Source organism: Salegentibacter sp. T436, from assembly GCF_001932675.1.
Lineage (GTDB): Bacteria > Bacteroidota > Bacteroidia > Flavobacteriales > Flavobacteriaceae > Salegentibacter > Salegentibacter agarivorans.
Window position 1 is genome coordinate 2,050,040 of record NZ_CP012872.1, and the last position, 24,359, is coordinate 2,074,398.

General features: G+C 36.5%; 23 protein-coding genes and 1 pseudogene. 14 read left to right on the forward strand and 10 right to left on the reverse strand.

Going from position 1 to position 24,359, the window contains the following annotated elements:
- Positions 1-111: 111 nt before the first annotated feature.
- Together AO058_RS09065 and purU are read right to left on the reverse strand one after the other, a co-directional pair.
- Entirely contained in the window at positions 112-819 is a 708-nt protein-coding gene (locus AO058_RS09065) for a DUF4197 domain-containing protein (protein ID WP_075326146.1), read from the reverse strand.
- A gap of 62 nt (positions 820-881) precedes the next feature.
- Positions 882-1,733: a formyltetrahydrofolate deformylase gene (purU, locus tag AO058_RS09070; RefSeq protein WP_075326147.1), complete on the reverse strand. Its 852-nt coding sequence runs from the start codon at positions 1,731-1,733 to the stop codon at positions 882-884.
- A gap of 140 nt (positions 1,734-1,873) precedes the next feature.
- Between purU and AO058_RS09075 the strand changes: the two genes are divergently transcribed.
- Together AO058_RS09075 and AO058_RS09080 are read left to right on the forward strand one after the other, a co-directional pair.
- On the forward strand, positions 1,874-5,329 hold the full coding sequence (locus AO058_RS09075) for a methylmalonyl-CoA mutase family protein (protein ID WP_075326148.1): 3,456 nt from the start codon (positions 1,874-1,876) through the stop codon (positions 5,327-5,329).
- A gap of 431 nt (positions 5,330-5,760) precedes the next feature.
- A complete protein-coding gene (locus AO058_RS09080) occupies positions 5,761-6,372 on the forward strand; it encodes a MarC family protein (RefSeq protein WP_075326149.1) in 612 nt (203 codons plus the stop codon).
- A 9-nt stretch (positions 6,373-6,381) separates the two neighbouring features.
- Here the strand turns inward: AO058_RS09080 and AO058_RS09085 are convergent, their stop codons facing one another.
- Positions 6,382-6,786 carry a hypothetical protein gene (locus tag AO058_RS09085; protein WP_075326150.1) on the reverse strand — a complete coding sequence of 135 codons (405 nt, stop codon included), beginning with the start codon at positions 6,784-6,786 and terminating at the stop codon, positions 6,382-6,384.
- 116 nt (positions 6,787-6,902) lie between these two features.
- Here AO058_RS09085 and AO058_RS09090 point away from each other — a divergent pair, with 116 nt between their 5' ends.
- From AO058_RS09090 to AO058_RS09100, 3 genes are all read left to right on the forward strand, one after another.
- Positions 6,903-7,352: an Lrp/AsnC family transcriptional regulator gene (locus AO058_RS09090; RefSeq protein WP_075327935.1), complete on the forward strand. Its 450-nt coding sequence runs from the start codon at positions 6,903-6,905 to the stop codon at positions 7,350-7,352.
- A gap of 217 nt (positions 7,353-7,569) precedes the next feature.
- Positions 7,570-7,764 carry a DUF1328 domain-containing protein gene (locus tag AO058_RS09095; RefSeq protein WP_075326151.1) on the forward strand — a complete coding sequence of 65 codons (195 nt, stop codon included), beginning with the start codon at positions 7,570-7,572 and terminating at the stop codon, positions 7,762-7,764.
- Positions 7,765-7,869: 105 nt separating this feature from the next.
- Positions 7,870-9,294 carry a hypothetical protein gene (locus AO058_RS09100; protein WP_075326152.1) on the forward strand — a complete coding sequence of 475 codons (1,425 nt, stop codon included), beginning with the start codon at positions 7,870-7,872 and terminating at the stop codon, positions 9,292-9,294.
- A gap of 242 nt (positions 9,295-9,536) precedes the next feature.
- On the opposite strand, the gene AO058_RS09105 is transcribed toward AO058_RS09100, so the two are convergent.
- The 5 genes from AO058_RS09105 to AO058_RS09125 all read right to left on the reverse strand — a co-directional run bounded on the left by AO058_RS09105 (position 9,537) and on the right by AO058_RS09125 (position 13,947).
- Entirely contained in the window at positions 9,537-10,652 is a 1,116-nt protein-coding gene (locus AO058_RS09105) for a porin (RefSeq protein WP_075326153.1), read from the reverse strand.
- A gap of 102 nt (positions 10,653-10,754) precedes the next feature.
- The gene (locus tag AO058_RS09110; RefSeq protein ID WP_075326154.1) at positions 10,755-11,996 is read right to left on the reverse strand and encodes an ammonium transporter; all 1,242 of its coding nucleotides are present in this window, start codon (positions 11,994-11,996) and stop codon (positions 10,755-10,757) included.
- 30 nt (positions 11,997-12,026) lie between these two features.
- Positions 12,027-12,365 carry a P-II family nitrogen regulator gene (locus AO058_RS09115; RefSeq protein WP_075326155.1) on the reverse strand — a complete coding sequence of 113 codons (339 nt, stop codon included), beginning with the start codon at positions 12,363-12,365 and terminating at the stop codon, positions 12,027-12,029.
- Between the two features lie 169 nt (positions 12,366-12,534).
- Entirely contained in the window at positions 12,535-12,909 is a 375-nt protein-coding gene (crcB, locus tag AO058_RS09120; protein WP_075326156.1) for a fluoride efflux transporter CrcB, read from the reverse strand.
- A 6-nt stretch (positions 12,910-12,915) separates the two neighbouring features.
- Entirely contained in the window at positions 12,916-13,947 is a 1,032-nt protein-coding gene (locus AO058_RS09125; protein WP_075326157.1) for an SRPBCC family protein, read from the reverse strand.
- A 323-nt stretch (positions 13,948-14,270) separates the two neighbouring features.
- Here AO058_RS09125 and AO058_RS09135 point away from each other — a divergent pair.
- Both AO058_RS09135 and AO058_RS09140 read left to right on the forward strand, forming a co-directional pair.
- A pseudogene (locus AO058_RS09135) lies at positions 14,271-14,657 on the forward strand (hypothetical protein).
- A gap of 43 nt (positions 14,658-14,700) precedes the next feature.
- A complete protein-coding gene (locus tag AO058_RS09140) occupies positions 14,701-15,729 on the forward strand; it encodes a Gmad2 immunoglobulin-like domain-containing protein (protein ID WP_083634159.1) in 1,029 nt (342 codons plus the stop codon).
- A gap of 110 nt (positions 15,730-15,839) precedes the next feature.
- Here the strand turns inward: AO058_RS09140 and AO058_RS09145 are convergent, their stop codons facing one another.
- Entirely contained in the window at positions 15,840-16,907 is a 1,068-nt protein-coding gene (locus tag AO058_RS09145) for a branched-chain amino acid aminotransferase (protein WP_075326160.1), read from the reverse strand.
- A 103-nt stretch (positions 16,908-17,010) separates the two neighbouring features.
- Between AO058_RS09145 and AO058_RS09150 the strand changes: the two genes are divergently transcribed.
- The 3 genes from AO058_RS09150 (at position 17,011) to AO058_RS09160 (ending at position 19,166) form a co-directional block, all read left to right on the forward strand.
- Positions 17,011-17,517, forward strand: coding sequence for a DUF4920 domain-containing protein (locus AO058_RS09150; protein ID WP_075326161.1), 507 nt, complete (start codon positions 17,011-17,013; stop codon positions 17,515-17,517).
- A 1-nt stretch (position 17,518) separates the two neighbouring features.
- A complete protein-coding gene (mnmD, locus tag AO058_RS09155) occupies positions 17,519-18,193 on the forward strand; it encodes a tRNA (5-methylaminomethyl-2-thiouridine)(34)-methyltransferase MnmD (protein ID WP_075326162.1) in 675 nt (224 codons plus the stop codon).
- A gap of 70 nt (positions 18,194-18,263) precedes the next feature.
- Positions 18,264-19,166 carry a TIGR01777 family oxidoreductase gene (locus tag AO058_RS09160; RefSeq protein WP_075326163.1) on the forward strand — a complete coding sequence of 301 codons (903 nt, stop codon included), beginning with the start codon at positions 18,264-18,266 and terminating at the stop codon, positions 19,164-19,166.
- Between the two features lie 78 nt (positions 19,167-19,244).
- Here AO058_RS09160 and AO058_RS09165 read toward each other — a convergent pair whose 3' ends face one another.
- Complete coding sequence (locus tag AO058_RS09165; RefSeq protein ID WP_075326164.1) at positions 19,245-19,913, reverse strand: YceI family protein; 669 nt, start codon at positions 19,911-19,913, stop codon at positions 19,245-19,247.
- Between the two features lie 171 nt (positions 19,914-20,084).
- Here AO058_RS09165 and AO058_RS09170 point away from each other — a divergent pair, with 171 nt between their 5' ends.
- From AO058_RS09170 to AO058_RS09185, 4 genes are all read left to right on the forward strand, one after another.
- The gene (locus AO058_RS09170; protein WP_075326165.1) at positions 20,085-20,678 is read left to right on the forward strand and encodes a nucleotide exchange factor GrpE; all 594 of its coding nucleotides are present in this window, start codon (positions 20,085-20,087) and stop codon (positions 20,676-20,678) included.
- 30 nt (positions 20,679-20,708) lie between these two features.
- Positions 20,709-21,836, forward strand: a complete 1,128-nt coding sequence (dnaJ, locus tag AO058_RS09175) for a molecular chaperone DnaJ (RefSeq protein WP_075326166.1) — start codon at positions 20,709-20,711, stop codon at positions 21,834-21,836.
- Positions 21,837-22,143: 307 nt separating this feature from the next.
- Positions 22,144-23,073 carry an ABC transporter ATP-binding protein gene (locus AO058_RS09180; protein ID WP_075327936.1) on the forward strand — a complete coding sequence of 310 codons (930 nt, stop codon included), beginning with the start codon at positions 22,144-22,146 and terminating at the stop codon, positions 23,071-23,073.
- Entirely contained in the window at positions 23,066-24,358 is a 1,293-nt protein-coding gene (locus AO058_RS09185; RefSeq protein WP_075326167.1) for an ABC transporter permease, read from the forward strand. The genes AO058_RS09180 and AO058_RS09185 overlap by 8 nt, the downstream gene beginning before the upstream one ends.
- The last annotated feature ends 1 nt before the right edge of the window (position 24,359 follow it).

Genomic DNA, 24,359 nt, shown 5'->3' on the forward strand with positions numbered 1-24,359 from the left:
TTGATGCAAAGATAGGAGCCAACACCGCAAAGGATTGCTAAGTCGGCGTTAATGTTCATGTAAAAAATCTTTCTTTAAGGCTTTAAATGTTAAAATATTAGAGATGCCCTTTTAATACTGGTTGTCTTGTAATGCGAATACTCGTTGTAAAAGATTTGTAGTCCTTGCAGAAACCTTTTCTCTTATTTCTTTTTCTTCAAACGCGATCATTGTATAAACACCGTTTAAAGCTTCATTGGTTACATAATCGGCCAGGTCTGGATTCACATTGCTGGTTAGCGGTAAACTGTTATATCGGTTTATAATATTGGTCCATACTTCAGTAGCACCTACTTTCTCCAGGGAATTGGTTACAACAGGATTAAATTTGCTGTAAAGAGGCTCTTCGGTTTTGCCGGTAAGATACATTGTGGCGGCATTATCCTGGCCTAATAGAATATTTCGCGCATCATTAAACGTGATCTCTTTTACGGCATTTACAAAAATTGGAGTGGCTTCTTTAACTGCTTCTTCAGCAGCCCTGTTTAATACTTTTAAGCCTTGATCTGCTAAAGCGTCCAGCCCAATATCGCGGAGGGTTTTGTCTACCTTTTGCAGTTCTGCCGGCAACGTAATTCTTACCAGATCATTGTTGTAAAACCCGTTTTCCTCGGTAAGTTTAGTGACTTGCTTTTCAATTCCCATATCTAAAGCCTGGCGCAAACCTGAAGCTATTTCGGTATTGCTAACGCCTGCTTGCGGGTAATTTTCGGCTATTGTTTGTAATTCAGCACAGGAGGAGAAAATAAATATGCTTAAAATGAGAGTAATCTTTTTCATAGAATGCTTTTTTGCAAATGTACCATTTTTGGAAAGAAACCGATTGGTCGGGAAAACAGCTGTTAAATAAAAACTATAGTTTTGTTATTGAAAACCAAGGTTTTTCTTTCAATATGATATTTCACTCCTTTGGCTAAAACAATTTTTTCCAGGTCTCTTCCTTTTAAAATAAGGTCTTTAATTGAATGGCTATGTGAAATGCGGGTGATATCCTGTTCAATTATAGGGCCAGCGTCTAGCTCTTCAGTTACGTAATGACTGGTAGCTCCAATTATTTTTACACCTCGTTTGTAAGCCAGGTGATATGGTTTAGCTCCGGCAAATGCAGGCAGGAAGGAGTGGTGAATATTAATGATTCGATTGGGAAAACGTGCTATTAAAGATTTTGGTATTATCTGCATATACCTGGCCAGGACAATAAAATCTACTTTTTCTTTTTGAAGCAATTCCAGCTGGATTTCAGCAGCTTTTTCTTTTGTCTGGGCAGTTACGGGAATATGATGAAACGGAATTCCAAAATTTTGTGCTACCAGCTCAAGGTCTTTATGATTGCTAATAATTAATGGTATAAATACCTTTAGTTCGTTTGATTTATACCTGCTTAAAATATCATAAAGGCAATGGTCGTATTTAGAAACAAAAACGGCCATTCTGGGTAGTGTATTGTCTGAATACATTTCCCAGGACATATTATATTTTTCAGCAACAGTTTCCTTAAATTCTTCTTTGGTGGCGCTAATATTGGTTTCCGCATTAAACTCACATTCCAGACGCATAAAGAAAACAGTATTTTCTACATCTACATATTGATCTATATAAATAATATTGCCCTGCTTTTTATAAAAAAAGGAGGTAACGTGAGCAATAATTCCTGAAGTGTCAGGGCAATGGATAAGAAGCGTAATTTTTGACATAGCAGGATTTTAAAAGATAAAATTAAACAATTTGAGCTGTTTCATTAGGCCTGATTTTAGAATTATATTAATATCACGGAAGGCTCCTGAGAATTACAATTTTCGTAAATTGCAGTACCAAAAACACGATATCATTACAAATGGAACAACAAAAACCATATACGCCTAAAAATAAAATAAGAATCGTTACCGCAGCTTCGCTTTTTGATGGACATGATGCAGCAATAAATATAATGCGCCGAATCATCCAATCTACGGGAGTTGAGGTAATTCACCTTGGTCACGACCGCAGTGTAGACGAGGTTGTGAATTGCGCCATCCAGGAAGATGCGCAGGCTATCGCAATGACTTCCTATCAGGGAGGTCACACCGAATATTTTAAATATATGCACGATTTGCTTGAGGAGAAGAACGCCGGTCATATCGCTATTTTTGGCGGTGGTGGCGGAGTAATTCTTCCTGAAGAAATTAAGGAATTGATGGATTACGGGATAACCCGAATTTACTCGCCAGACGATGGCCGTGAAATGGGACTCCAGGGAATGATCAATGATATGGTAAAGCGGGTGGATACTGAAACTCGCGATTTGGTTGAAGAGAAATCTGTTGCTGAAGATCTAAAAAATAAGAATGTAAATACTATTTCAAGGCTAATTTCCCTGGCTGAAAATAAACACGATTCTTTTCTGAAGCATTTTGAACCTTTAAGAGAAGACACAGATAAAAGCGAAATTCCAGTTCTTGGAATTACCGGAACCGGTGGTTCAGGGAAATCCAGTTTGGTAGACGAATTGGTACGCCGATTTTTAGGTGATTTTCCTGAGAAAAATATCGGGATTATTTCTGTAGATCCTTCTAAAAGGAAGACCGGCGGCGCTTTGCTGGGAGATAGAATTAGGATGAATGCCATAAACAACAAGCACGTTTATATGCGTTCGCTGGCTACCCGCCAATCTAACCTTGCACTTTCTAAACACGTGGCTGAAGCCGTTGAAGTTTTAAAAGCTGCTGAATTCGACTTAATTATTCTCGAAACTTCCGGAATTGGGCAGAGTGATACCGAAATTATGGATCATTCTGACGTTGCTCTATACGTGATGACCCCGGAATTTGGTGCAGCTACGCAGTTAGAGAAAATTGATATGCTTGATTTTGCCGATTTAGTGGCGATCAATAAATTTGATAAACGTGGTGCACAGGATGCTTTGCGTGATGTGAAAAAGCAATATCAGCGAAACCACCAATTATGGCATGAAGACGCTGAGAAACTTCCGGTTTTTGGAACCATCGCCTCTCAGTTTAACGATCCGGGGATGAACACCCTATATCGTCAAATTATGGATAAGATTGCTGAAAAAACTAAAGCCGATCTGAATTCTACTTTTGAGATTTCAGCAGAAATGAGTGAAAAGATCTTCGTAATTCCACCGAAACGAACACGTTATCTTTCAGAAATTGCTGAAAATAACAGAAGCTACGACGAGAAAGCTGCAAACCAGGCTGAAGTAGCTCAAAAACTATATGGAGTTTTCAAAACTATCGAGTCGGTTTCTGGTTTGGAAATGACAAATAATCAATCTCAATATTTAGAAAAACACGGCATTAACCAGGAAGAAATAAATGAGTTTGCCGAAGATTCCCAAAAAGATTTTCTAAAGCTTCTTTTTGCTGAATTTGATCGTGTAAAAATGGACCTCGATCCTTATAACTGGGAAGTGATCCAGAGCTGGCAGGAGAAGGTAAATAAATATGTAGAGCCTGTTTATTCCTTTAAAGTTCGTGATAAAGAGATTAAAATAGATACACATACCGAGTCGCTTTCACATACACAAATTCCAAAAGTTTCACTTCCGAAATATAAAGCCTGGGGCGATATTTTAAAATGGTGCCTTCAGGAAAATGTTCCGGGAGAATTTCCATATACCGCAGGTCTTTATCCGTTTAAGAGACAAGGCGAAGATCCTACAAGAATGTTTGCCGGTGAAGGTGGGCCAGAGCGTACCAACCGCCGATTTCATTATGTGAGTATGGGCTTACCCGCAAAAAGGCTTTCTACCGCTTTTGATTCGGTAACGCTTTACGGAAACGATCCAGATGAACGTCCCGATATTTATGGAAAAATTGGAAATTCCGGGGTTTCTATTTGCTGTTTGGATGATGCTAAAAAACTCTATTCAGGCTTTGATCTGGCAGATGCCAGGACATCGGTAAGTATGACTATAAATGGACCGGCGCCAATGTTGCTTGGTTTTTTTATGAATGCGGCTATAGATCAGCAATGTGAGAAATACATTAAAGAAAACGGGCTGGAGGATAAAGTTGAGGCGAAATATAAAGAACTCTATGATGATCGTGATTTAGACCGTCCCGTTTATCGTGGAGAATTGCCCGAAGGAAACAACGGACTTGGTTTAATGCTTTTAGGACTAACCGGAGACCAGGTTCTACCGGCAGAGGTTTATGAAGAAATTAAAGAAAAAACTATTAGCGTGGTTCGTGGAACTGTTCAGGCTGATATTTTGAAAGAAGACCAGGCACAAAATACCTGTATCTTTTCTACGGAATTCGCTTTACGTTTAATGGGTGATGTTCAGGAACATTTTATTAAAGAAAAAGTAAGGAATTTTTATTCGGTTTCAATTTCCGGATATCATATTGCTGAAGCGGGTGCAAATCCAATTACACAGTTAGCATTTACCCTGGCTAATGGTTTCACTTACGTGGAATATTACTTAAGCAGGGGAATGGATATCAATAAATTTGGTCCAAACCTTTCTTTCTTCTTTTCTAACGGAATAGATCCTGAATATGCAGTAATAGGACGTGTAGCCAGAAAAATTTGGTCTAAAGCACTGAAACATAAGTACGGTGCAAATCCAAGGGCGCAAATGTTGAAATACCATATTCAAACCTCAGGTAGATCACTACACGCGCAGGAAATAGATTTTAACGATATTAGAACTACGCTTCAGGCACTTTACGCGATTTATGACAATTGTAATTCATTGCATACCAACGCGTATGATGAAGCGATCACCACGCCAACCGAAGCTTCGGTAAGAAGAGCAATGGCTATTCAGTTAATTATCAATAAAGAGCTGGGACTTGCGAAAAACGAGAATCCAATTCAGGGTTCTTTTATTATCGAAGAATTAACCGATCTTGTAGAAGAAGCCGTTTTAACCGAATTCGATAGAATAACCGAAAGAGGCGGAGTTCTTGGCGCGATGGAAACTATGTACCAACGTGGGAAAATCCAGGAGGAGAGCTTGCATTATGAAACTTTAAAGCATAATGGCGATTATCCAATTATTGGTGTAAATACGTTTTTAAGTTCTACCGGCTCACCAACGGTAACACCGGGAGAAGTAATTAGAGCTACGGAAGAAGAAAAACAGCATCAGCTTAAAACTTTGCGTACGCTTCACAAAGCCAAAGAAGATTCAGCTGAAGCAGCTTTAGAGAAAATTAAAGAGGCCTCTATTAAAAATGAGAATATTTTTAAAGAATTAATGGAAGCCACCAAAGTTTGTTCTTTGGGCCAAATAACCCAGGCGATGTTTGAGGTTGGCGGGCAATATAGAAGAAATATGTAAGCAGAGAGCCGCATTCTCAAAGCGAAAAGCTTTGAGAATGCGTGCGAATCGCTTATCCCGATAAGCGCAGCGATATCGGGATCTTTAAAACCGGAATGTTGTTAAAGCAGTTTATTAGAAAAAAAATGAAGTGATGAGCCTGGCGATCACGGCTTTAATATTACAGAGTTATTGATAAATCATCCCAATGGGCGAAAGCCTCATTGGGATTTTTAATTTAAGAATAATTTTATCTCAGGGTTTCAGTAATATCATTCCATGAACCGCCCCGGTTATTTCTTCAATTTTCTAAAAACGGAATATTTTAATTGCAAGGTTTGAAGGTGCTTTAAAATTTTCATCTTTTTTATTGGGCAGCGCTAAAATTCAGATTAGTTTTGCAGCTTCTAAAATTTAACCTGTAACTTCGTAAGTGCCAAAAATTTAAATCTATGGAAAATATCTGGTTATATGCCATAGGTGCGTTTACCGCATTCTTCGCGATTAATAATCCCGTGGGGAATATTCCTATATTTCTTAGCCTTACCAAACAGGCCGATGGAAAAAGAAAGCGTTTTATTTCTAAAAAAGCGACTTTCACGGCATTCGTAATTGTTACAGGATTTATTCTGTTGGGAAAATACATTTTTCAACTTTTTGGTCTCACAATTCCTGCCTTTAAAATTACCGGGGGAATCCTTGTGTTTTTTGTAGGTTTTGAAATGATTAGGGCGCAGCAATCTAGTATTGATAACCAAACCGAAATTGATTTTAACGAAGGAATCTCAATTTCTCCACTGGCAATTCCAATTCTTGCCGGGCCGGGAACTATTGTAACCGCCATGAACTATACTACCACCGCTAGTTATGTAGATATGGCGATTATTGTAGCAATGTTCGGATTAATTATGGTTTTAAACCACCTGGCATTTATTTCCAGTGATTACCTGGTGCGGTTTATTGGACAAAATAAGATTATTGTGATTGAAAAAATAATGGGACTAATAATAGCAATTATAGGAACCAATATGCTTATTGAAGGGATTAAAATCGCTTTCTTCTAAATTTGAAGCTTACACCTTTCTAATTTGTTGAATCCAGTCTGCAATCATCTTATCGAAAATATGAATTTCTTTCTTAAGTAAATTTAGAAATTCATGTTCTTTAGCTCCTGAAAATTCTAGATTTTTACAGAGTAATTGTAGACTTTTACTCGCTTTCCTAATATTTCTAATTCGTTCTAAACGGGAACCAGAACTTTTTGCTGTAGCCACTGAAGCTATACCGGGAGCAAGTTGAAGCGATTCAGAAACAAGGTCTCCTGCATATCGGTCTTTAGGGCAGGCTGAAAATCCCATTTCCACAACGTGCTTATCCTGGGTAAAATGCACCGCCATTGCCCTGGAAAGTTTAAAGATTTCCAGCGCTTTCCGGTAAACCGGCATGTGATATGTATTATTAGGGAAAGCCTGAGCCATTTTTATTTAATTTCAGCATAAAATTAATGAGAAATTAAATAGTCTATCTTTGTGTTTTAATTTCAATGAGATGTTTTACCTTTAAATTTAAGGTATTTATATTTAAAAACTTTAATATGCAAGTAGATGAGCTTAACTGGGCAATCTTAACACGATTGCAGGAAAATGCCAGATATTCTTTTGCCGAAATTGGTAGGGAAGTAGGTTTAAGCTCCCCGGCCGTGGCAGAAAGGGTAAAAAAAATGGAAGATGCCGGGATTATAAAAGGCTATAAAACCCAAATTTCCTATCATAGGACAGGTTACCAGTTAAAAGCAATTATTACGCTTAGGGCTTTTATGGGAAGATTAAAACCATTTTTAGAAAAAGTAAAAGAATTTAAAGAAGTTAATAATTGTTATCGCATTACCGGTAATGAAAATATAATTATGGAAGTTGTTCTTCGGGATCAGGTTCATTTGGAAGAATTTATTGATAAACTTATTACTTATGGAGAAACCAAAACCCATATTGTACTTTCCCAGGTAGTAGATTTTGCAGCTATAAATAAGAGTAAAATAAAATGATTCTAATGTTTTTTAATACTTTCCTTTCTTTACATTTTAAACTCGCTTATTTTTAATAATTAAAATTCAGAAATTCGTTAAATCCTTTTGCTTTTTCACCTGTTTTTAACGAAATTCTTAATTCAAATTTTGTTTTAGTTAAAGTATAGCAAATTGTAATTTTGTTAATACCATGACGACTATACTATAGCTATTTTTACAAAAAAGAAATTACATTATGAGAAAGTATAGTACATTATATCTAATCGTAGCGGCATTAACCGGTGCGATAGGATTTTCCGGATTAAATTTTGCCGGTATTGAAGTAGTGAGGGTGTTGTTTTTAATCTTTGCAGACTTATTAGTAGTCTCTTTAGTTGCGCGTTTGTTTTTTAGAAAAGACCAAATGAGATTACAACGAATAAAAAAATAGAATCTATCTCACCTATATAATTATTTAGCCTTCATCTATGATGAGGGCTTTTTTATGCACGATCTTTGATATCTATGCTTATATTTATATTAATTATTTAAGATTATGATGAAAAGGATACCAATTTTAATATTGCTTTTTACTTTTATTTTTCAATTTGGCAATGCGCAAGAAATAGAACTTCCTCTTGGTAAAATTGTAGATTCTATACCAACTGCCGATACCACGGCGAGTAGTTTTGCAATTTATCTGCCACAAAATTTTAATCAAAAGGAACAATGGCCGGTAATCTTTGTTTTTGATCACGAAGGCCGGGGAAGAGCAACCACCCAGCTTTTTAGAACAGTAGCCGAAGAACAGTCTTATATAATTGCCTCTTCTAATTTAAATTTAAAACAAGATTCTTTAAAAAATAACCTGGACAAAGTAGCTCCCTTTATTAACCAGGTAGACGGGATGCTGTCTATAGATCGCAAACAGGTTTACGTGGCGGGTCTTTCAGCCGGCGGCCAACTGGCTACGGCACTGCCTTTTCTTTACAATAACGTTTCAGGAGTATTGGCGGTAGAAAATGCCTGGATAAATACCGAATATTTAAATATCAATAATAAATTTATGTTTAGTGCGTTGGCTTGCGATAGTAATAATTCTATGTTCGTTTTAGAGGAAATTGAAAACTACCTGGACAGTAAAAACTTTCCAACGGAAATAAATTATTATACCTGTGAAGAAGATGTAGAGTGGCCAGATGTGGATGTGATTAGGAATGCGGTAGCCGGCTTTACCCTGAATGCGATGAAAGAAGGTAAAAGGACTAAAGATTTAAATTTAGTAAAATCACTTTTTGATGCTGAAGTAGAATATGCCGAAGTTTTAAGGCGTACCAGAAATTATTACCAGGCTTTCGAAAAACTGAAGCAAATAGAAGATAAGTATGAAGATTTTGATATAGACGTAGATTTGCGCGATCAAATAAGAAATATAAGAAGGAATAAAGCCTTTAAAGAGCAGAGAAGGGATTACCGAAATGTAGCAGCATCTGAAGAAGCTAAACAGGAAGAATATATTTATTATATGGAAACCGATGTGGTGACTTCAAATTTCGAAAATGTGGGCTGGTGGGCTGTCCAGGTAGAAGATTTAAAGAAAAACGAAGAAAAGTTTAGCGGACCTAAACAAAAAATGGCTAGCAGGCTGCAAGGTTTTCTAGATAATCTTAGCAAAAATTATTACGATGGGTATGTGAATTCCCAGGCCACACCGCGTTCTAAAGTGTTTGTTAGTGTACTTAGAACTATATTTGATAAGGAAGATCCTGAGGCTTATTTAAACATCATTAAAATTGCGGGTCACGATGGCGATCACGAAACCGCCCTTTTATATCTTGAAGATTTATTAAAAACCGGATTTGACGATATGGAAGCTTTATATGAGATTGAGGGTATTTTAGACCTTAAATTAAGTGAAGCTTATAACGACAAAATCAGGGAATACCTGGGGGAAGCAAAATATTATAAAGCTGAAGGTTAATTCAGGAAAAAACTGCTGATGCTCACGAGTGTTGAAACGTATAATTTAATAACTACGAAACCACCAACTCCGGCGGACGGTATTCAGACTTAAGGATACCGGAGGGTGATTCCAATTTGTTGATCTTTTACTACATAATCCTTTCTATGCTAATAATTGTAATTTATTTGTTGTTAATTTCCCACCTGATAATCATTCAGAAACAACTATTTCAACAGGTATCAAAAAATCAAATATTTGTTTTAAAAAGCATAAATCGCAGCTAGCACAAAAGATGAAAGATTATCGGTTCCTTCTAAATCTGAATTTAAAAACACCGGTGATGTTGTGTTAGATACTTTATCTAAACGTAATTCAGGTTTAAGGGTAAGGCTTCCAAGAGTATAACTTCCGGTAAGGGTGAAGTCCAATGCTTCGGCATCTGCACCATAAACCGGCCCACCGTCTTCTAATTCTTTAAAATATTCTGCTCTTAAACCAATAGCAAAATTCTCTGAAGTCTGGATTTGTGGATAAACAGCTGCACCATAAAACCCTTCTCCATCAGTAGTATTATAAGTGGTGTTTAATCCCAAATAAAAGGCATCGCTAAAATCCCATCCGGTAGTTAAATCTATTTGAAAAGTAGCTTCATCTGAGAGGGGCATTTGTTCCCCATAAATTAGGTTCAAAAAAGCACTGCCTTCCCCGGTTGAATAGCCAAGTTGACCTCCAAAAGAATATTTTCCATAAGGATTAAATTCTGTCCAATCAGTTGGATTCATTACAGCCAGCATTGCACTCCAATTATCATCAATGGTGAAATCAGCTCTTATTCCGGTGTGAGAAAATGGTCCGTAAGAAAACATATACGAAGTAGAATAATTGAAGTTGGCAGCCGGAGAGATTACCTCATAACCCAGAAATGTATTGAAATTTCCCATAGTTAAAGTAACTGCGTCTGAAACGTTCCAGTAAACATATAATTGGTTTACGATATTACTGGGTGCAGCAGAAGCAAACACCGCATCTTCTCCACGAGGTCCAAAAACCAAATCGGCTACAAATCCTACTTTCTCTCCTTCATATCCTAAAATTACATTGGCCATCCCAATGGCAAAACCGGGATCGTTTGCAAAAGAAGAAGCGGGTGCCTGTGGACCTGCAATTGGTTCACCCGCATCATTATATTCGTACTTATTTAATCCATTAAAATTGGTTCTAAAATAGCTGTCTACAGAACCGCTTATACTAAATTTTGACATAAAGCTTTCAACCTCAGTTGTTTCAGTTTCCTGAGCCTGAAGGCCAGAACCTAGTCCGAAGAATACGCCTAAAAGGAATATTTTTTGGATATTTGTAATAGTAAATTTTTTCATAATTAATAGTCTTGTTTAATGAGTGAAATGTGTTGAGCAAAGCTTTATGAGAGGTTTACTTTATAGGGAGCGCTCCGCCAAGCGCTCCTTTTTTTTGAAAAATTATCTTTCCTGTACTGTTCCAAATTCGGCATAAGCATCCATCCCGTGCTCGTGAGCATCCAGGCCTTCAGTTTCTTCTTTTTCTTCCATCCTTAAGCCCATTGTGGCTTTAATAATTGAAAGAATCCCGAAAGCTGTAATGCAGCAGAAAGCACCAATTATTCCTACGCCTGCCAGTTGTATAAGTAGTTGATTAAAACCGGCCATACTTCCAAAAATTCCTACCGCCAGAGTTCCCCAAATACCACAAGCCAGGTGAACAGCCACAGCACCAACAGGATCATCTAATTTAAGTTTTTCAACCAGTGCAACACCTAAGACAATAACTCCACCGGCAACAAGACCAATAAGTACGGCGTCTAATGGTGACATAAGGTCTGCTCCTGCAGTAATACCAACAAGCCCACCTAAAATTCCATTTAGGAACATGGTAAGATCGTAGTTCTTATAAGCAATTGTAGAAACCACGAAGGCAGAAATTCCACCGGCTGCCGCAGCAAGACAAGTTGTTACAAGGGTAATAGAAGTTAAAGAAGGATCGGCTGAAAGTACTGAACCACCATTAAAACCAAACCAGCCTAACCAAAGAATAAATACTCCTGCAGTAGCTAAAGGAATATTATGGCCAGGGATGGCGTGAGATTGGCCATCTTTACCAAATTTCCCTAAACGCGCACCCAGTAAATAAATAGCTATTAAAGCTGCCCATCCTCCTACAGAATGAACCAGGGTAGAACCGGCAAAATCGTAAAAACCGAGTCCGTCTAAGAAACCGCCGCCCCATTTCCAGGAACCAACAATAGGGTAAACAATGGTAATATAGATCACAGAAAACAGCATAAAACTTCCCAGTTTAATTCGTTCAGCAACTGCACCAGAAACTATTGTAGCCGCAGTTGCAGCAAACATTCCCTGGAAGAGAAAATCTGTCCAGTAAGTGTAACCTTCGTTATAGGCTAAGTCTAAAGCACCATCTGCCACCGGCGCGCTTAACCCAAAAAGGTCGAAGAAATAATCTGGAATAAATCCGGCGATAAAAGAGCCTGGGTACATAAGATTAAAACCGATAATGGCATAAGTAAGTAGCCCGGCACAAATTATAAATACGTTTTTAAAAAGGATATTAATGGCATTTTTTTGCCTTGTAAGTCCAACTTCAAGCAGTGAAAAGCCCAGGTGCATAAAAAATACCAGCGCGGTACACACCATCATCCAAACATTATTAGTAGTAAGTAATTCCATAAAAGTTATTTTTATAATGAGTTGATTAGTTTAAGAAAGGGAATCGGTGCCTTTCTCTTTTGTTCTTATGCGATAGGCTTCTTCTACGGGAGACACAAATATTTTCCCATCTCCTACAGAGCCTGTATGCGCAGCTTTTAGAATTGTTTCTACAGTACTATGAACATTTTCATCTGATACTACCAGTGAAATTTTTCGTCTCTGAATATCGCTAGTGCTGTAAGATACTCCCCGATAAACGTGACCTTGTTTTTCATTACCTACCCCGGTAACATCCCAATAGCTAAAAAAATTGACTTCGGTTTCATGAAGTGCTTTCTTAACTTCATCAAACGTAGATTTTCTAATAATGGCTTCTATTTTTTTCATAAAAACTTGATTTTGATGATGTAAATGTATAAAAATATCATAACACCTATTAAAAAATAGGGGTCTATGCTAAATTAATGTGAAATAAATAAAAACAACCCCTAAAAAATTAGGGGTTAATTTAAATTACATATGTGTTTTGATTTGTTTCTAATTTTTTGACCAGGGCCTAGGTCAATCTTGAGAGGAAAAGACCTAAAAAGACAGCCAAAATTCCTAGAATTATGCTTCCGAAGGTGTAAAAGAAGAAATTTAGATAATCTCCGGAACGTAAAAGTGCCTGATTTTCAAAAGCGAAACTTGAAAAGGTAGTAAAGCCGCCACAAAAACCCACGGCAAGAAATAAAACAATATTAGACGAGAAAAAATCAGATTTAGCAGCGATTCCCAGGATTAATCCCAAAAGTAAACTTCCCAGGATATTTACCGTAAAAGTGCCAAAAGGAATAAATGCAGTTTCAAAATTCAAACTTTTACTGATGAGGTAGCGCAACGCACTGCCAAGTCCGCCACCTAAGAAAATCAGTAATAGTTGTTTAAGCATACCTGTTTATTTAACCGGAATATATAAGTGTGTAATCCATTTAGCAGGATTTGCCACGTTCTCTGGCGATGTTAAATGCACTTCAAAATTCTTTGTGTCTTCTGCCATTTCAAGATCGTTTGCTTCAATATAATTATATGCATTATCCCAGGCTTCCTTTAAATTCTTATAATCTCCTTTTAGGGTAGTTTTTAAAACTTTCTGGTTTGGTAAAAATCCGGTTAAAATTTCGCTTGCAGCCGGAGTAATTACTTCGCTGGGAGTGAAAATTCCTGCGGAAAAAATTACGTTTCCAGAATTTTCATTCCATTCGTTATAAAGAACAAACGGATTGCCGCTTTTTTCTATTCCGTTTTCATCCATATAAGTAGAAACTTCAGAAAACATAGACGCCATTTTTTCATCTACCTGGCTAATTTTGCTGGCAGTGGTGGTGTACATATAGTAACCGCCCCCGTGCTGAATAACTCCGTCTACATTAATAGTGTATTTATCCATCTTATTTAGCACTACACTTTCCATATTATTTAGCCCGGTCTGGAATTTTGGCCGCATCATTTCAGTAATAGATTTATCCTGGAAAGTAAAGGCCAGTTTCTCCATAAAACTTTGTTTGCCTTTCATTCCCCAGGTAACTTGAGTGCCGTTTTCTATCTCGTTGAATTCCCAGTAAACATCACTGATAGATTCGCCAAATGGAGTTTTAAAAATTATTTCCTGCTCAATTTCTGAATAAGGTTTTGCTGAAATAGTCTTAATTTCCCCATCGCCCGCGTTTTCACTTTTCCAGGAATAAGAAGCGCTATCGCCGCTGGTTTTTGCGCCGTATTCAATAATCATATCATCTGCTTCAGCCGACCAGGGTTCCCAGTTCTCCCAATTTTTAAATTCATTTACTTCCTGGAAAACCATTTCTACCGGTGCTGTAATTACCCTGGTTTCTTCAACCTGGTAATCACCATCTTTTGTAGCGATATAAATAGAACCTGCAATTATTACAATAAGCAGTAGGAAGAATAGATATTTTAAAATTTTCATATTGGTGGGTTTATAAGCGAAGATACTTAATTTAACATAATTAGTAATTCACTTTATATGAAGTAAACTACGGATTTAAGAAGCCCTTTAAAATAAATAGAAGTCCTATAAAAGCAAGAAATGCTACAAGCACCCATAAACTTCCTTTATACTGCTTTCTATGTAATACGGTGTCTTTTTTATAACTAAATGCAATTATTATTATAAAAACAAACACAAATAAACCCGCGAAAATGAGTTGGCCGGTGCTAAACATTTTATTTAATTTTATGCAAAGTTAAGGTTTTAGGCTTAACCTCTAATCGATTTTAAATTATAAACAGATGAAAAAGACACTTGCTGCGGTAAAGGAATTTCATAAAACTTTTAGGCTGGGAATTGCAGAAAATCCGCAGGCATCATTGGGAGTCACAAAGAATCGTTTGCGCTATGAATTAATGAAGGAAGAGAACGAAGAATATCTTGAAGCTGCAAGTAAGGGTGATTTAACCGAAGTTGCCGATGCTCTTGGCGATATGCTGTACGTTTTATGCGGAACCATTATTGAGCACGGCCTGGAACATAAAATTTAAGCCATTTTTAATGAAATTCAGCGTAGTAATATGAGTAAACTTGGTGAAGATGGAAACCCACTTTATAATGAGAAAGGCAAAGTTATTAAAGGTTCTAACTATTGTAAACCCAATATAGTGAAAGTGCTAAAAGGTTGAATTTATAAATTAAAACTGTTGACTAATTTAAAAATAAAATAGTATGAAAATTTCGTTACTCTCTATGTTGCTGGTACTTGCAGCTTTTGGTTGTAAAAATAATCCCGGGAGTGCTGAAACTTCTAAAGACCAAGAAGAACAGAATACTAAAAAAATCAATAATGAAGTTCAAAAATATGTTGATAGTACCTGGAATTTTGCCCTGGAATATCCTTCAAATTTTGAAGTTTTAGAAGACGAATTACCGGCAAACAGCTCTGTAGTAAATGTTTATTCAAAAAAAGTTGATATTAGTAAACCGCTCGCTATTCACGAAGAACCCGAAATAGCGTATATCGCATTATTACCTAAAGGTTTTGGCGTAGATGGGCCTTCAGGTAAACAAAAATCTTTTAATAATTGGGAATCGGTCCTGGATTTATCTTTTAACTTTAATAAAAACGATTCGCGGGTTTACCTTTTAGAAAACGGTGAGGCCTGGGCTTATTATTTAAAGTTTTACCAGTCTCCGGAAAAGTGGGATGAATACGGAGGTATTTTTGTGCATTATCAAATTGAAAATTTTAATGCTACCTGCATTTCAACCGGGGGAGAATCAAAGCCTATGCAAGAATGCGATCCAATGGGTGAAGATGAAGTGAGGTTTTCAGGAGAAATTAATGAAAAAAGTAAGATGCAACTGGATAAAATAATGAGCTCTCTTTATTTTTTCAGGAAGAATGCTGAAGAGCGTAAAGAACTTTCAGATCTTATAAAAGTTGAAAAACCTGCGGTAAATACGCTTATTAATTCTCCCATACAAATTTCTGGTGAAGCACGCGGAACCTGGTTTTTTGAAGCCGAAGCGCCTGTTAGATTAGTTGATAAAAATTATATTACCCTGGCAGAAACTTCTATAAAAGCGAAAGGTGAATGGATGACCAACGATTTTGTGCCGTTCTCTACCGAAATGTCTTTTGGCAATTTTCCTGAAGATAAAAAAGGCTATTTAATTTTTGAAAAATCAAATGCTTCAGGAAAACCTGAATTAGATAGAAAATTTACGCTGCCGGTACGTTTCCCATCGGAATAATTTAATCAGGAATAGTTCAAAATTAGAATCTGAAACAACTTCAGGTTAAAGCAAATTAAACCTCACAGTTTTTAAATCTGTGAGGTTTAATTTATATAAATCAGGAAAAATTACTTCACCTGGTATCTCCAACCGTGCTTGTCTTCAGCCTGGTTGTATTGAATTTTCATTAGGCGGTCTTTAAAAGATTTTCCGTAGGAATCTTCCATTTTTGGTAGTTCAAATTTTTCATCTTTATATCCAAAACCGGCAATCGGGTTAATAACTGTCGCGGTCCCTGAACCAAAGATCTCTTTTAGCTCACCTTTCCTTGCGGCTTCAACGATTTCTGAAACTGGAACTCTTCTAATTTCAACCTCAATATTCATATCTTTTGCGAGATCTATCACGCATTTTCTTGTAACTCCATCTAAAATTCTATCGCTGGTAGGAGCAGTAATAAGTTTATCTCCAATTCTAAAGAAAATATTCATTGTTCCAGCTTCCTCAAGGTAATCATGCGTATTAGCATCGGTCCAAATTATTTGCTGAAACCCGGCTTCTTTAGCAAGATTGGTAGGGTAAAACTGCGCGGCATAATTCCCGGCAGCTTTGGCAGCTCCAACACCACCATCGGCAGCACGGCTGTATTTTTCTGAAAACTGAACTCTTACTTCGCCGCTATAATAAGCCTGGGCGGGAGAACAAATAATCATAAATTTATATTTCGTTGCAGGATTGGCAGAAACGCATTCCTCGGTAGCAATTACAAACGGACGAATGTACAGCGAGTTCCCAAAACCTTTCTTTATCCAATCCTTATCCAATTTCAATAATTCTTCCAATCCTTGGAAGAAATAATCTTTTGGAAATTCAGGAATTGCCAATCTGGCGCTGGATTTATTTATTCTTTTATAATTTTCTTCAGGTCTAAAAAGCCAAATTTGGTCTTCATCATCTTTGTAGGCTTTCATTCCTTCAAAAACTGCTTGCCCATAATGAAATACTTTAGCCGATGGATCTAGTTGAATTGGCCCATAAGGTGTAATTTTAGGGGTTTGCCACTGGCCATTTTCATAATCACATACAAACATATGATCGGTGAAAATTTCGCCAAAAACCAGGTTTTCAAAATTTACCTCTTCAATCTTAGATTTTTGGACTTTATTAATTTCAAGCTGGTTAGTATCGTATTTCATTATCATTAATTTAGTTAACAAATTTACCTAAATTAAAACAGAATCAAAATCTAAAGTTTTGGTAAATTTGTTTACTTGCAAGGTTTTAACTAAAAATAGGAAAATGAAAAAATTCGCTGCTATATTGGCTTTATCCTTAATATTTATAGGTTGTAAAAATGAAAAATCTAATAAAGAGACAGAAATTGTAGCTGAAAACAATACCACTTCTTATAATTCTTTTGGAGCCGAAATAAGTTCAAAAAGTGCTATTTCTTCCAGCGAAGCTCTTAATAAATTCAATTCCCTGAAACCCGGTGATACTTTAGATTTAAAATTTAAATCAAAAATCAATAATGTTTGTAAAAAGAAAGGTTGCTGGATGATTTTAGAACTTCCTGAAGGGGAAGATGTAAGAGTGACTTTTAAAGATTATGGATTTTTTGTACCGAAAGACAGCGAAAATACCGATGTGATTGTAGAAGGAAAAGCTTTTATAAACCAAATGTCTATTGAAGATCAAAAACATTATGCCGAAGATGAAGGGAAATCTGAAGCAGAAATAGCAGCAATTACTTCCCCTGAGGTTTCCAGGGCGTTTATTGCGAACGGCGTACTTTTAAAGGAATAATGTGGAAAGAAAAATTATAAAGACCGGCGATGGCTCGGTTACTATTCATTTAAGCGAATGGGATGAGCAATACCACTCTAAACACGGTGCAATACAGGAAGCCCGGCACGTTTTTATAAAAATGGGCCTGGAATACTGGGTTGAACTAAATAAGAAAAAAAATCCCGCTATTTTGGAAATTGGTTTTGGTACCGGCCTAAATGCGTTTATTACTTTTTTGGAAGCTCAAAAGCTTCAATTAAAGATAGATTATACTGGGGTAGAAGCTTATCCCGTTTCAACTTCTGAAATAAAAGCACTGAATTATGCCGAAATGCTTTCCGCAGAAAATCAAATAGAAACTTTTCGAAGTATGCACGAAATTCCGTGGAATAAAAAAGTAGATATTTCAGAAAATTTTCAGCTTGAAAAACAACAGCAGCGCTTTGAAGAAATTGAAGATATTAATCAATATAATTTAGTGTTTTTTGATGCCTTTGGTGCCAGGGTTCAACCCGAACTATGGACTGAAGATATTTTTTCCAGAATGTTCGCTGCGATGAAAAATAACTCGGTTTTAGTTACTTATTCGGCAAAAGGAAGTGTAAGAAGGGCTATGCAAACTGCAGGTTTTATAGTTGAAAGGCTTCCCGGGCCTCCAGGTAAACGAGAAATGTTAAGAGCATTAAAAAAGTAGGCTATTTTGTTGTTAAATAGGTGATAAACTTTAGTGGAGGTTTATACTTGTTGCTATCTTGTAAAGAAAAATGCGAGTATTAATCACAGGAGCTACCGGTTTAATTGGATCTAAAATTAGTCGGTTGTGTCAGGAAAAAGGAATAAAAGTTCATTACCTCTCTACCAGTAAAGACAAGCTGGAAAACAAAACAGACTATAAAGGTTTTTATTGGAATCCTAACGAGAATGAAATAGACAGTAAGGCCATAGAAGGCGTAGATACTATAATAAATCTTGTTGGTGCCAGTATTGCAGAACGATGGACGCCAGAACAAAAGAAGAAAATTTTAAAGAGCCGTACCGAAACGGCAAATTTACTTTACACTTGTTTACAGGAAAATGGGCACGAGGTAAAAAACCTGCTTTCAGCCAGTGCCATAGGTATCTACCCAAGTTCCCTGGAGAAATTATATACTGAAGAAGACCAGGGGGTAGATGATTCTTTTGTAGGAGAAGTGGTGGTAAAATGGGAAGAAGCTGTAGATAATTTTAAAGACCTGGGCATTGAAGTAGCTAAAATTAGAATAGGACTTGTTCTTGCTAAAAACGGCGGAATGCTCCAAAAATTAAAAGAACCGGTAAACTTTAATGTAGGTTCTCCCTTGGGAAATGGGAAACAGTGGCAATCCTGGATTCATATAGACGATATTAGTGGGATATTTATGTTCGCTTTAGAAAAAGAGCTTACCGGCGTTTATAATGCTGTAGCACCAAATCCTGTTACTAATAAAGAACTGGTTAACGAAGTGGCTTCTCAAATAGGGAAACCAGTTTGGTTGCCTAATGTTCCTAAAGTAGCACTTAAATTAGTGCTGGGAGAAATGTCCCGCCTGGTTTTGTCCAGTCAATTGGTGAGTAGTGATAAAATAGAACAGGAAGGTTATAATTTTAAATATGTAAACCTCTCTAAAGCCCTGGAAGATTTAATTTAGGGTTACTGAAGTTTTTAAGCATTAAAAAAGGCTGCCAAATTTGGCAGCCTTTTTTTTGTATTCAAATTTTGAATCTTCTTAAGCTTTAGTAGCTTTAAGATTAACTTTTAAAGTAATATCGTCACTTACAAAGTTGTCTCCAAGTCCGTCAAAAACAGATTTAGAACCAAAATTCACATTCCAGTTTGTTCTATCTATAGTGAATTCTTCGCTGGTGATTTCAATACTATCATCAGATTGGTTAATGCTAACCGGGAAAGTAACGTTTTTAGTTTCCTCTTTTATTGTAAGGTTACCAGATAGCATTTTCTGGCCGTTTTCTTCAGTAATTTCAGTTACTTCAAAAGTAGCTTCCGGATATTTTGTAGCGTTAAAGAAATCTCCTTCTTTACCTTCTACAGTTCCCATTAAATGAGCTTCAAGATCTTTTTTATCGTCTCCTTCAAGATCGGTTACATTAATAGACTGCATATTAATCACGAAATTTCCGCTTTCAATAATGCTGTCATTAGCACTAAAAGTACCTTCAGCAAGTTTAATAGTACCAGTATGCTCACCTGTAGGTTTGCTACCTTTCCACTCAATAGTAGAAGCCGAAGTATCTACTGAAAACTCCATAGCTTCAGCTTGAGCAGTAGCTGCATCTTTAGCTTCAGAAGTTTCTGCTTTATTTTTATCGTTTTTACATCCTACAACCGCAGTTAAAAAAGCTGCAATTACAAAAGTGCTTAAAATTGATTTTCTCATTTGTGTTAAAATTTAGTTTTATTTTAGTCTGCAAAATTAAATAAACTTCATACACCCTAATGCTAAATATTTACTAAATAATTTTAAGAATTATTGCGTAGTGACATTTTGACACCGAATCATAATTGGCAATGATTTTGACCCGTTGAGGCTGTATTAAAATGCATAAAAATGAGCAATAAGAAAGAAGATATAAGAGAAGAGCAACAGGACCAACCTGTTAAAGATCAAATTGAAGATGCTATAGATGAAGCTATAGACGAGGTAGAAGGTGAAAAGGAAAACGAGGATAACAATGACGACTCGCCTGAATTTACTGAGGAAGAAAAGCTAAAAGAAGATCTTCAAAAAGAAAAAGATAAATTTTTACGTCTTTTTGCAGAGTTTGAAAATTACAAAAGAAGAACTTCTAAAGAGCGTTTAGAGCTTTTTAAAACTGCCAACCAGGAAGTAATGACCGCCATGTTGCCAGTTTTAGACGATTTTGACAGAGCTTTAAAAGAAATTGGAAAATCTGGTGATAAAAATTTAGTACAGGGCGTAGAACTTATTCACAATAAATTTAAAGAAACGCTTAACAGTAAAGGGCTTGAGGCAATGAATGTGAAAGAAGGCGATGCCTTTGATTCCGAAATTCACGAAGCTATTACCCAAATACCAGCACCTAAAGATAAGCTTAAGGGCAAGATAGTTGATGTAGTAGAGCGAGGTTACAAATTAGGAGATCGTATTATTAGGTATCCAAAGGTTGTAACCGGCAAATAAAAGCTTTTTTAGAATTCGCAAAACGAGACCATGAAAGAAGATTATTACGACATATTAGGCATTAGTAAGAATGCTTCAACCGCCGAAATAAAGAAAGCATACCGAAAAATGGCCATTAAGTATCACCCAGATAAGAATCCGGGAGATGCTGAGGCTGAAGAAAAGTTTAAAAAATCGGCTGAAGCTTACGAAGTACTTAGCAACGAAGATAAACGAGCCCGTTACGACAGGTTTGGCCACCAGGCATTTGAAGGTGGCGGCGGAGGCGGAGGCTTCGGCGGAATGGATATGGACGATATATTCAGCCAGTTTGGAGACATCTTTGGAGGTGGCTTCAGTGGTGGCGGAGGCTTCTCTGGTTTTGGTGGCGGTTTTGGCGGTGGCCAAAGACGTGCTAAAGGAAGCAACCTTAGAATTAGGGTGAGTCTTACTTTAGAAGAAATTGCTAATGGTGCCGAGAAAAAGATTAAGGTAAAAAGAAAAGTCCAGGCTCCCGGTACAACTTATAAAACATGTACTACCTGTAAAGGTACAGGCCAGGTAACTCGTGTAACCAATACGATATTAGGAAGAATGCAAACTGCATCGCCTTGTACAGCTTGTAGCGGTTCTGGACAGATTATAGACCATAGACCGCCAGAGGCTGATGCGCACGGATTGGTACAAAAAGAAGAAACTGTTTCTATTAAAATCCCATCTGGGGTTGAAGATGGAATGCAGTTAAAAGTTGCCGGAAAAGGAAACGATGCTCCGGGTAATGGAGTTCCAGGAGATTTATTGGTAGCTATTGAAGAAAAAGAGCACCATAGCCTGCAACGTGAAGGAGATAACCTGCATTACGATTTGTACATTAGTTTGTCTGAAGCTGTTTTAGGTTCTTCAAGAGAAATAGATACTGTAACCGGTAAAGTGAGAATAAAGGTTGAAGAAGGCGTCCAATCTGGAAAAATTCTTAGACTTAGAGGAAAAGGAATTGGAAATCTTAACGGCTACGGCAAAGGGGATTTATTGGTCCATGTAAATGTTTGGACCCCGAAAAATTTAAATAAAGAACAACGCGATTTCTTTGAGAAAATGGCTGAAGACGAGAACTTCCAGCCGAATCCGGAGAAAAGTGATAAGTCATTCTTTGAAAAAGTTAAAGATATGTTTTCTTAGAACCCCGGTTTTAAGAAAAAATTTATATATTTGATTATCACTAAGTCTTTTAGTGATAATTTTTCTTTTTCATAGCAATTTTTTTCCCATCCTTAATTTATTAAGGGTGGGTTTTGTTTTTTAGAGCAATCTGGAAAGTTATAATTTCTTCTTAATCCAAAACATCTCTCGGGTGATTTCAATATATTTACTCGATAATGAAGATTAACATTAGCCATAATTGCCCGGAAAATTAAACAGCTGTTTGCTATGAATGCCCGGTGAATTATCTCTCGAGCTATTTTATTTTTTTTACCAACACTTTTATATGGAAAATCTTTTAGTAGCAGAAAATATCTACAAACAATTTGGCAATTTTACTGCACTAAATAATGTCTCAATAGCCATTCCGCGTGGTAGTATTTTTGGTCTTTTAGGCCCTAATGGTGCAGGAAAAACCACTTTGCTACGTATAATTAACCAAATTACCATGCCAGATAAGGGCCAGGTTTATCTAGACGGCAAACCTTTACAGCCCAATGATATTGCGCATATTGGTTACCTGCCGGAAGAACGCGGACTTTATAAATCTATGAAAGTTGGGGAGCAGGCACTTTACCTGGCTCGATTAAAAGGACTTTCTAAAGCTGAAGCCAAAGAACGCCTGGAATACTGGTTTAAGAAATTACAAATTGAAGGATGGTGGGATAAAAAGATCCAGGAACTTTCTAAAGGGATGGCGCAAAAAATCCAGTTTATTATCACCGTTTTACACAGGCCTAAGCTGTTAATTTTTGATGAGCCATTTAGTGGTTTTGATCCTGTAAATGCTGGTTTAATTAAGAACGAAATCCTTCAGCTTAAAGAAGAAGGAGCAACTATACTTTTTTCTACCCACCGAATGGAAAGTGTAGAAGAATTATGTGATTATATGGCTTTAATTCATTTGTCCAATAAATTATTAGACGGAAAAGTTTCAGAAATAAAACGGGAATATAAATCTAACACCTATGAAGTAGGTTTGGAAACAGAAAATGATACCGCTCTTTTAGCAGAATTAAAAGAAAAATTCGTGGTTGGTAATACTAATTTTAAAAGTATAAACGACGATCTTAAATTAACCATTCAGCTTAAAGAAGGTGAAACTCCTAACCAATTATTAAATTATCTTCTTGCTAAAGCCAAGATAAATCATTTTGTAGAAGTTATTCCATCAGTAAACGATATTTTTATAAAAACCGTAACTCAACATGCGTAATTTAAAGCTTATAATTCAGCGGGAATATTTGGCGCGGGTAAGGAATAAAACCTTTATTATCATGACTTTTTTAAGTCCGCTAATTCTGGTTGGGATGTTCGCACTTATCGCTTATTTAAGTATGCTGAATAGCAGCGAACAACGTATTATTGGTTTGTATGATGAGACTGAAATGTTTGCTTCAGAATTTAAAGATCAGGAACAGGTTCAATATTTAGACCTTTCTGGAAAGAGCTTTAAAGAAGCAAAACAAATGGTTAATGAACAGGATTATTACGGGCTTATATATATTCCTAAAAATATTAATAGAGATCTTCAAGGCGTTCAGTTTTTTGGGAAAGAATCTCCCGGTTTAGGAACTATCCAGGCTATAGAAAAAACCATTGCCGATAGGCTTACACGTGAAGAACTTATTGAGCGAGGTATTGATGTAAACCAATTAAACGAAGCTAAAACCGAGGTTAGAATTGAAATTCAGAATTTCTCTGGAGAGCGTACGTCCAAAATGTCTAATTATATAAAAATGTTTTTTGGTGGCGCTGCGGGTTATTTATTAATGATGTTTATTATCATTTATGGTAACATGGTAATGCGCAGTGTTATTGAGGAAAAAACAAATAGAATTATTGAAATTATTGTTTCTTCAGTAAAACCCATTCAACTTATGATGGGAAAGGTTTTAGGTACCTCTTTAGCAGGAATCACGCAATTCACCATTTGGGTACTATTAGCTGGAGTTTTAGCAATGACTTCGTTTTACGTGTTAGGCATTGATATTTTTACTGTTCAGAAATCACAATTAGAGACGGTTGAGCAAATTGCACAACCCGAAATAGCGCAGCTGGTAATGGATGTGCTTAATTTACCAATTCTTAAATTAATTATATTTTTCCTTATTTATTTTATTGGTGGTTATTTCCTTTACAGTTCTATTTACGCTGCAATTGGTGCGGCGGTAGATAGTGAAACCGATACCCAACAATTTATGTTTCCGGTAATTTTACCTTTAATGTTAGGTATTTATGTGGGTTTCTTTTCGGTAATAGAAAATCCGCATGGTACAGTTTCTACTATTTTTTCAATGGTGCCTCTTACTTCTCCAATAGTTATGTTAATGCGTGTACCCTTTGGAGTGCCGTGGTGGGAACTCGCAATTTCTGTAGCACTTTTAATTATTACCAATTTTATAGTAATTTGGATAGCAGCTAAAATTTATAGAGTAGGAATTCTTATGTATGGTAAAAAAGCCAGTTACAAAGAACTATTCAAATGGCTCAAATATTAGA

What these genes read in the sequence shown, in the direction of transcription:
- AO058_RS09065 (WP_075326146.1), bottom strand. Translation starts at nt 819, where the DNA reads ATGAAAAAGATTACTCTCATTTTAAGCATATTTATTTTCTCCTCCTGT.
- purU (WP_075326147.1), bottom strand. Translation starts at nt 1,733, where the DNA reads ATGTCAAAAATTACGCTTCTTATCCATTGCCCTGACACTTCAGGAATT.
- AO058_RS09075 (WP_075326148.1), top strand. Translation starts at nt 1,874, where the DNA reads ATGGAACAACAAAAACCATATACGCCTAAAAATAAAATAAGAATCGTT.
- AO058_RS09080 (WP_075326149.1), top strand. Translation starts at nt 5,761, where the DNA reads ATGGAAAATATCTGGTTATATGCCATAGGTGCGTTTACCGCATTCTTC.
- AO058_RS09085 (WP_075326150.1), bottom strand. Translation starts at nt 6,786, where the DNA reads ATGGCTCAGGCTTTCCCTAATAATACATATCACATGCCGGTTTACCGG.
- AO058_RS09090 (WP_075327935.1), top strand. Translation starts at nt 6,903, where the DNA reads ATGCAAGTAGATGAGCTTAACTGGGCAATCTTAACACGATTGCAGGAA.
- AO058_RS09095 (WP_075326151.1), top strand. Translation starts at nt 7,570, where the DNA reads ATGAGAAAGTATAGTACATTATATCTAATCGTAGCGGCATTAACCGGT.
- AO058_RS09100 (WP_075326152.1), top strand. Translation starts at nt 7,870, where the DNA reads ATGATGAAAAGGATACCAATTTTAATATTGCTTTTTACTTTTATTTTT.
- AO058_RS09105 (WP_075326153.1), bottom strand. Translation starts at nt 10,652, where the DNA reads ATGAAAAAATTTACTATTACAAATATCCAAAAAATATTCCTTTTAGGC.
- AO058_RS09110 (WP_075326154.1), bottom strand. Translation starts at nt 11,996, where the DNA reads ATGGAATTACTTACTACTAATAATGTTTGGATGATGGTGTGTACCGCG.
- AO058_RS09115 (WP_075326155.1), bottom strand. Translation starts at nt 12,365, where the DNA reads ATGAAAAAAATAGAAGCCATTATTAGAAAATCTACGTTTGATGAAGTT.
- crcB (WP_075326156.1), bottom strand. Translation starts at nt 12,909, where the DNA reads ATGCTTAAACAACTATTACTGATTTTCTTAGGTGGCGGACTTGGCAGT.
- AO058_RS09125 (WP_075326157.1), bottom strand. Translation starts at nt 13,947, where the DNA reads ATGAAAATTTTAAAATATCTATTCTTCCTACTGCTTATTGTAATAATT.
- AO058_RS09140 (WP_083634159.1), top strand. Translation starts at nt 14,701, where the DNA reads ATGAAAATTTCGTTACTCTCTATGTTGCTGGTACTTGCAGCTTTTGGT.
- AO058_RS09145 (WP_075326160.1), bottom strand. Translation starts at nt 16,907, where the DNA reads ATGAAATACGATACTAACCAGCTTGAAATTAATAAAGTCCAAAAATCT.
- AO058_RS09150 (WP_075326161.1), top strand. Translation starts at nt 17,011, where the DNA reads ATGAAAAAATTCGCTGCTATATTGGCTTTATCCTTAATATTTATAGGT.
- AO058_RS09160 (WP_075326163.1), top strand. Translation starts at nt 18,264, where the DNA reads ATGCGAGTATTAATCACAGGAGCTACCGGTTTAATTGGATCTAAAATT.
- AO058_RS09165 (WP_075326164.1), bottom strand. Translation starts at nt 19,913, where the DNA reads ATGAGAAAATCAATTTTAAGCACTTTTGTAATTGCAGCTTTTTTAACT.
- AO058_RS09170 (WP_075326165.1), top strand. Translation starts at nt 20,085, where the DNA reads ATGAGCAATAAGAAAGAAGATATAAGAGAAGAGCAACAGGACCAACCT.
- dnaJ (WP_075326166.1), top strand. Translation starts at nt 20,709, where the DNA reads ATGAAAGAAGATTATTACGACATATTAGGCATTAGTAAGAATGCTTCA.
- AO058_RS09180 (WP_075327936.1), top strand. Translation starts at nt 22,144, where the DNA reads ATGGAAAATCTTTTAGTAGCAGAAAATATCTACAAACAATTTGGCAAT.
- AO058_RS09185 (WP_075326167.1), top strand. Translation starts at nt 23,066, where the DNA reads ATGCGTAATTTAAAGCTTATAATTCAGCGGGAATATTTGGCGCGGGTA.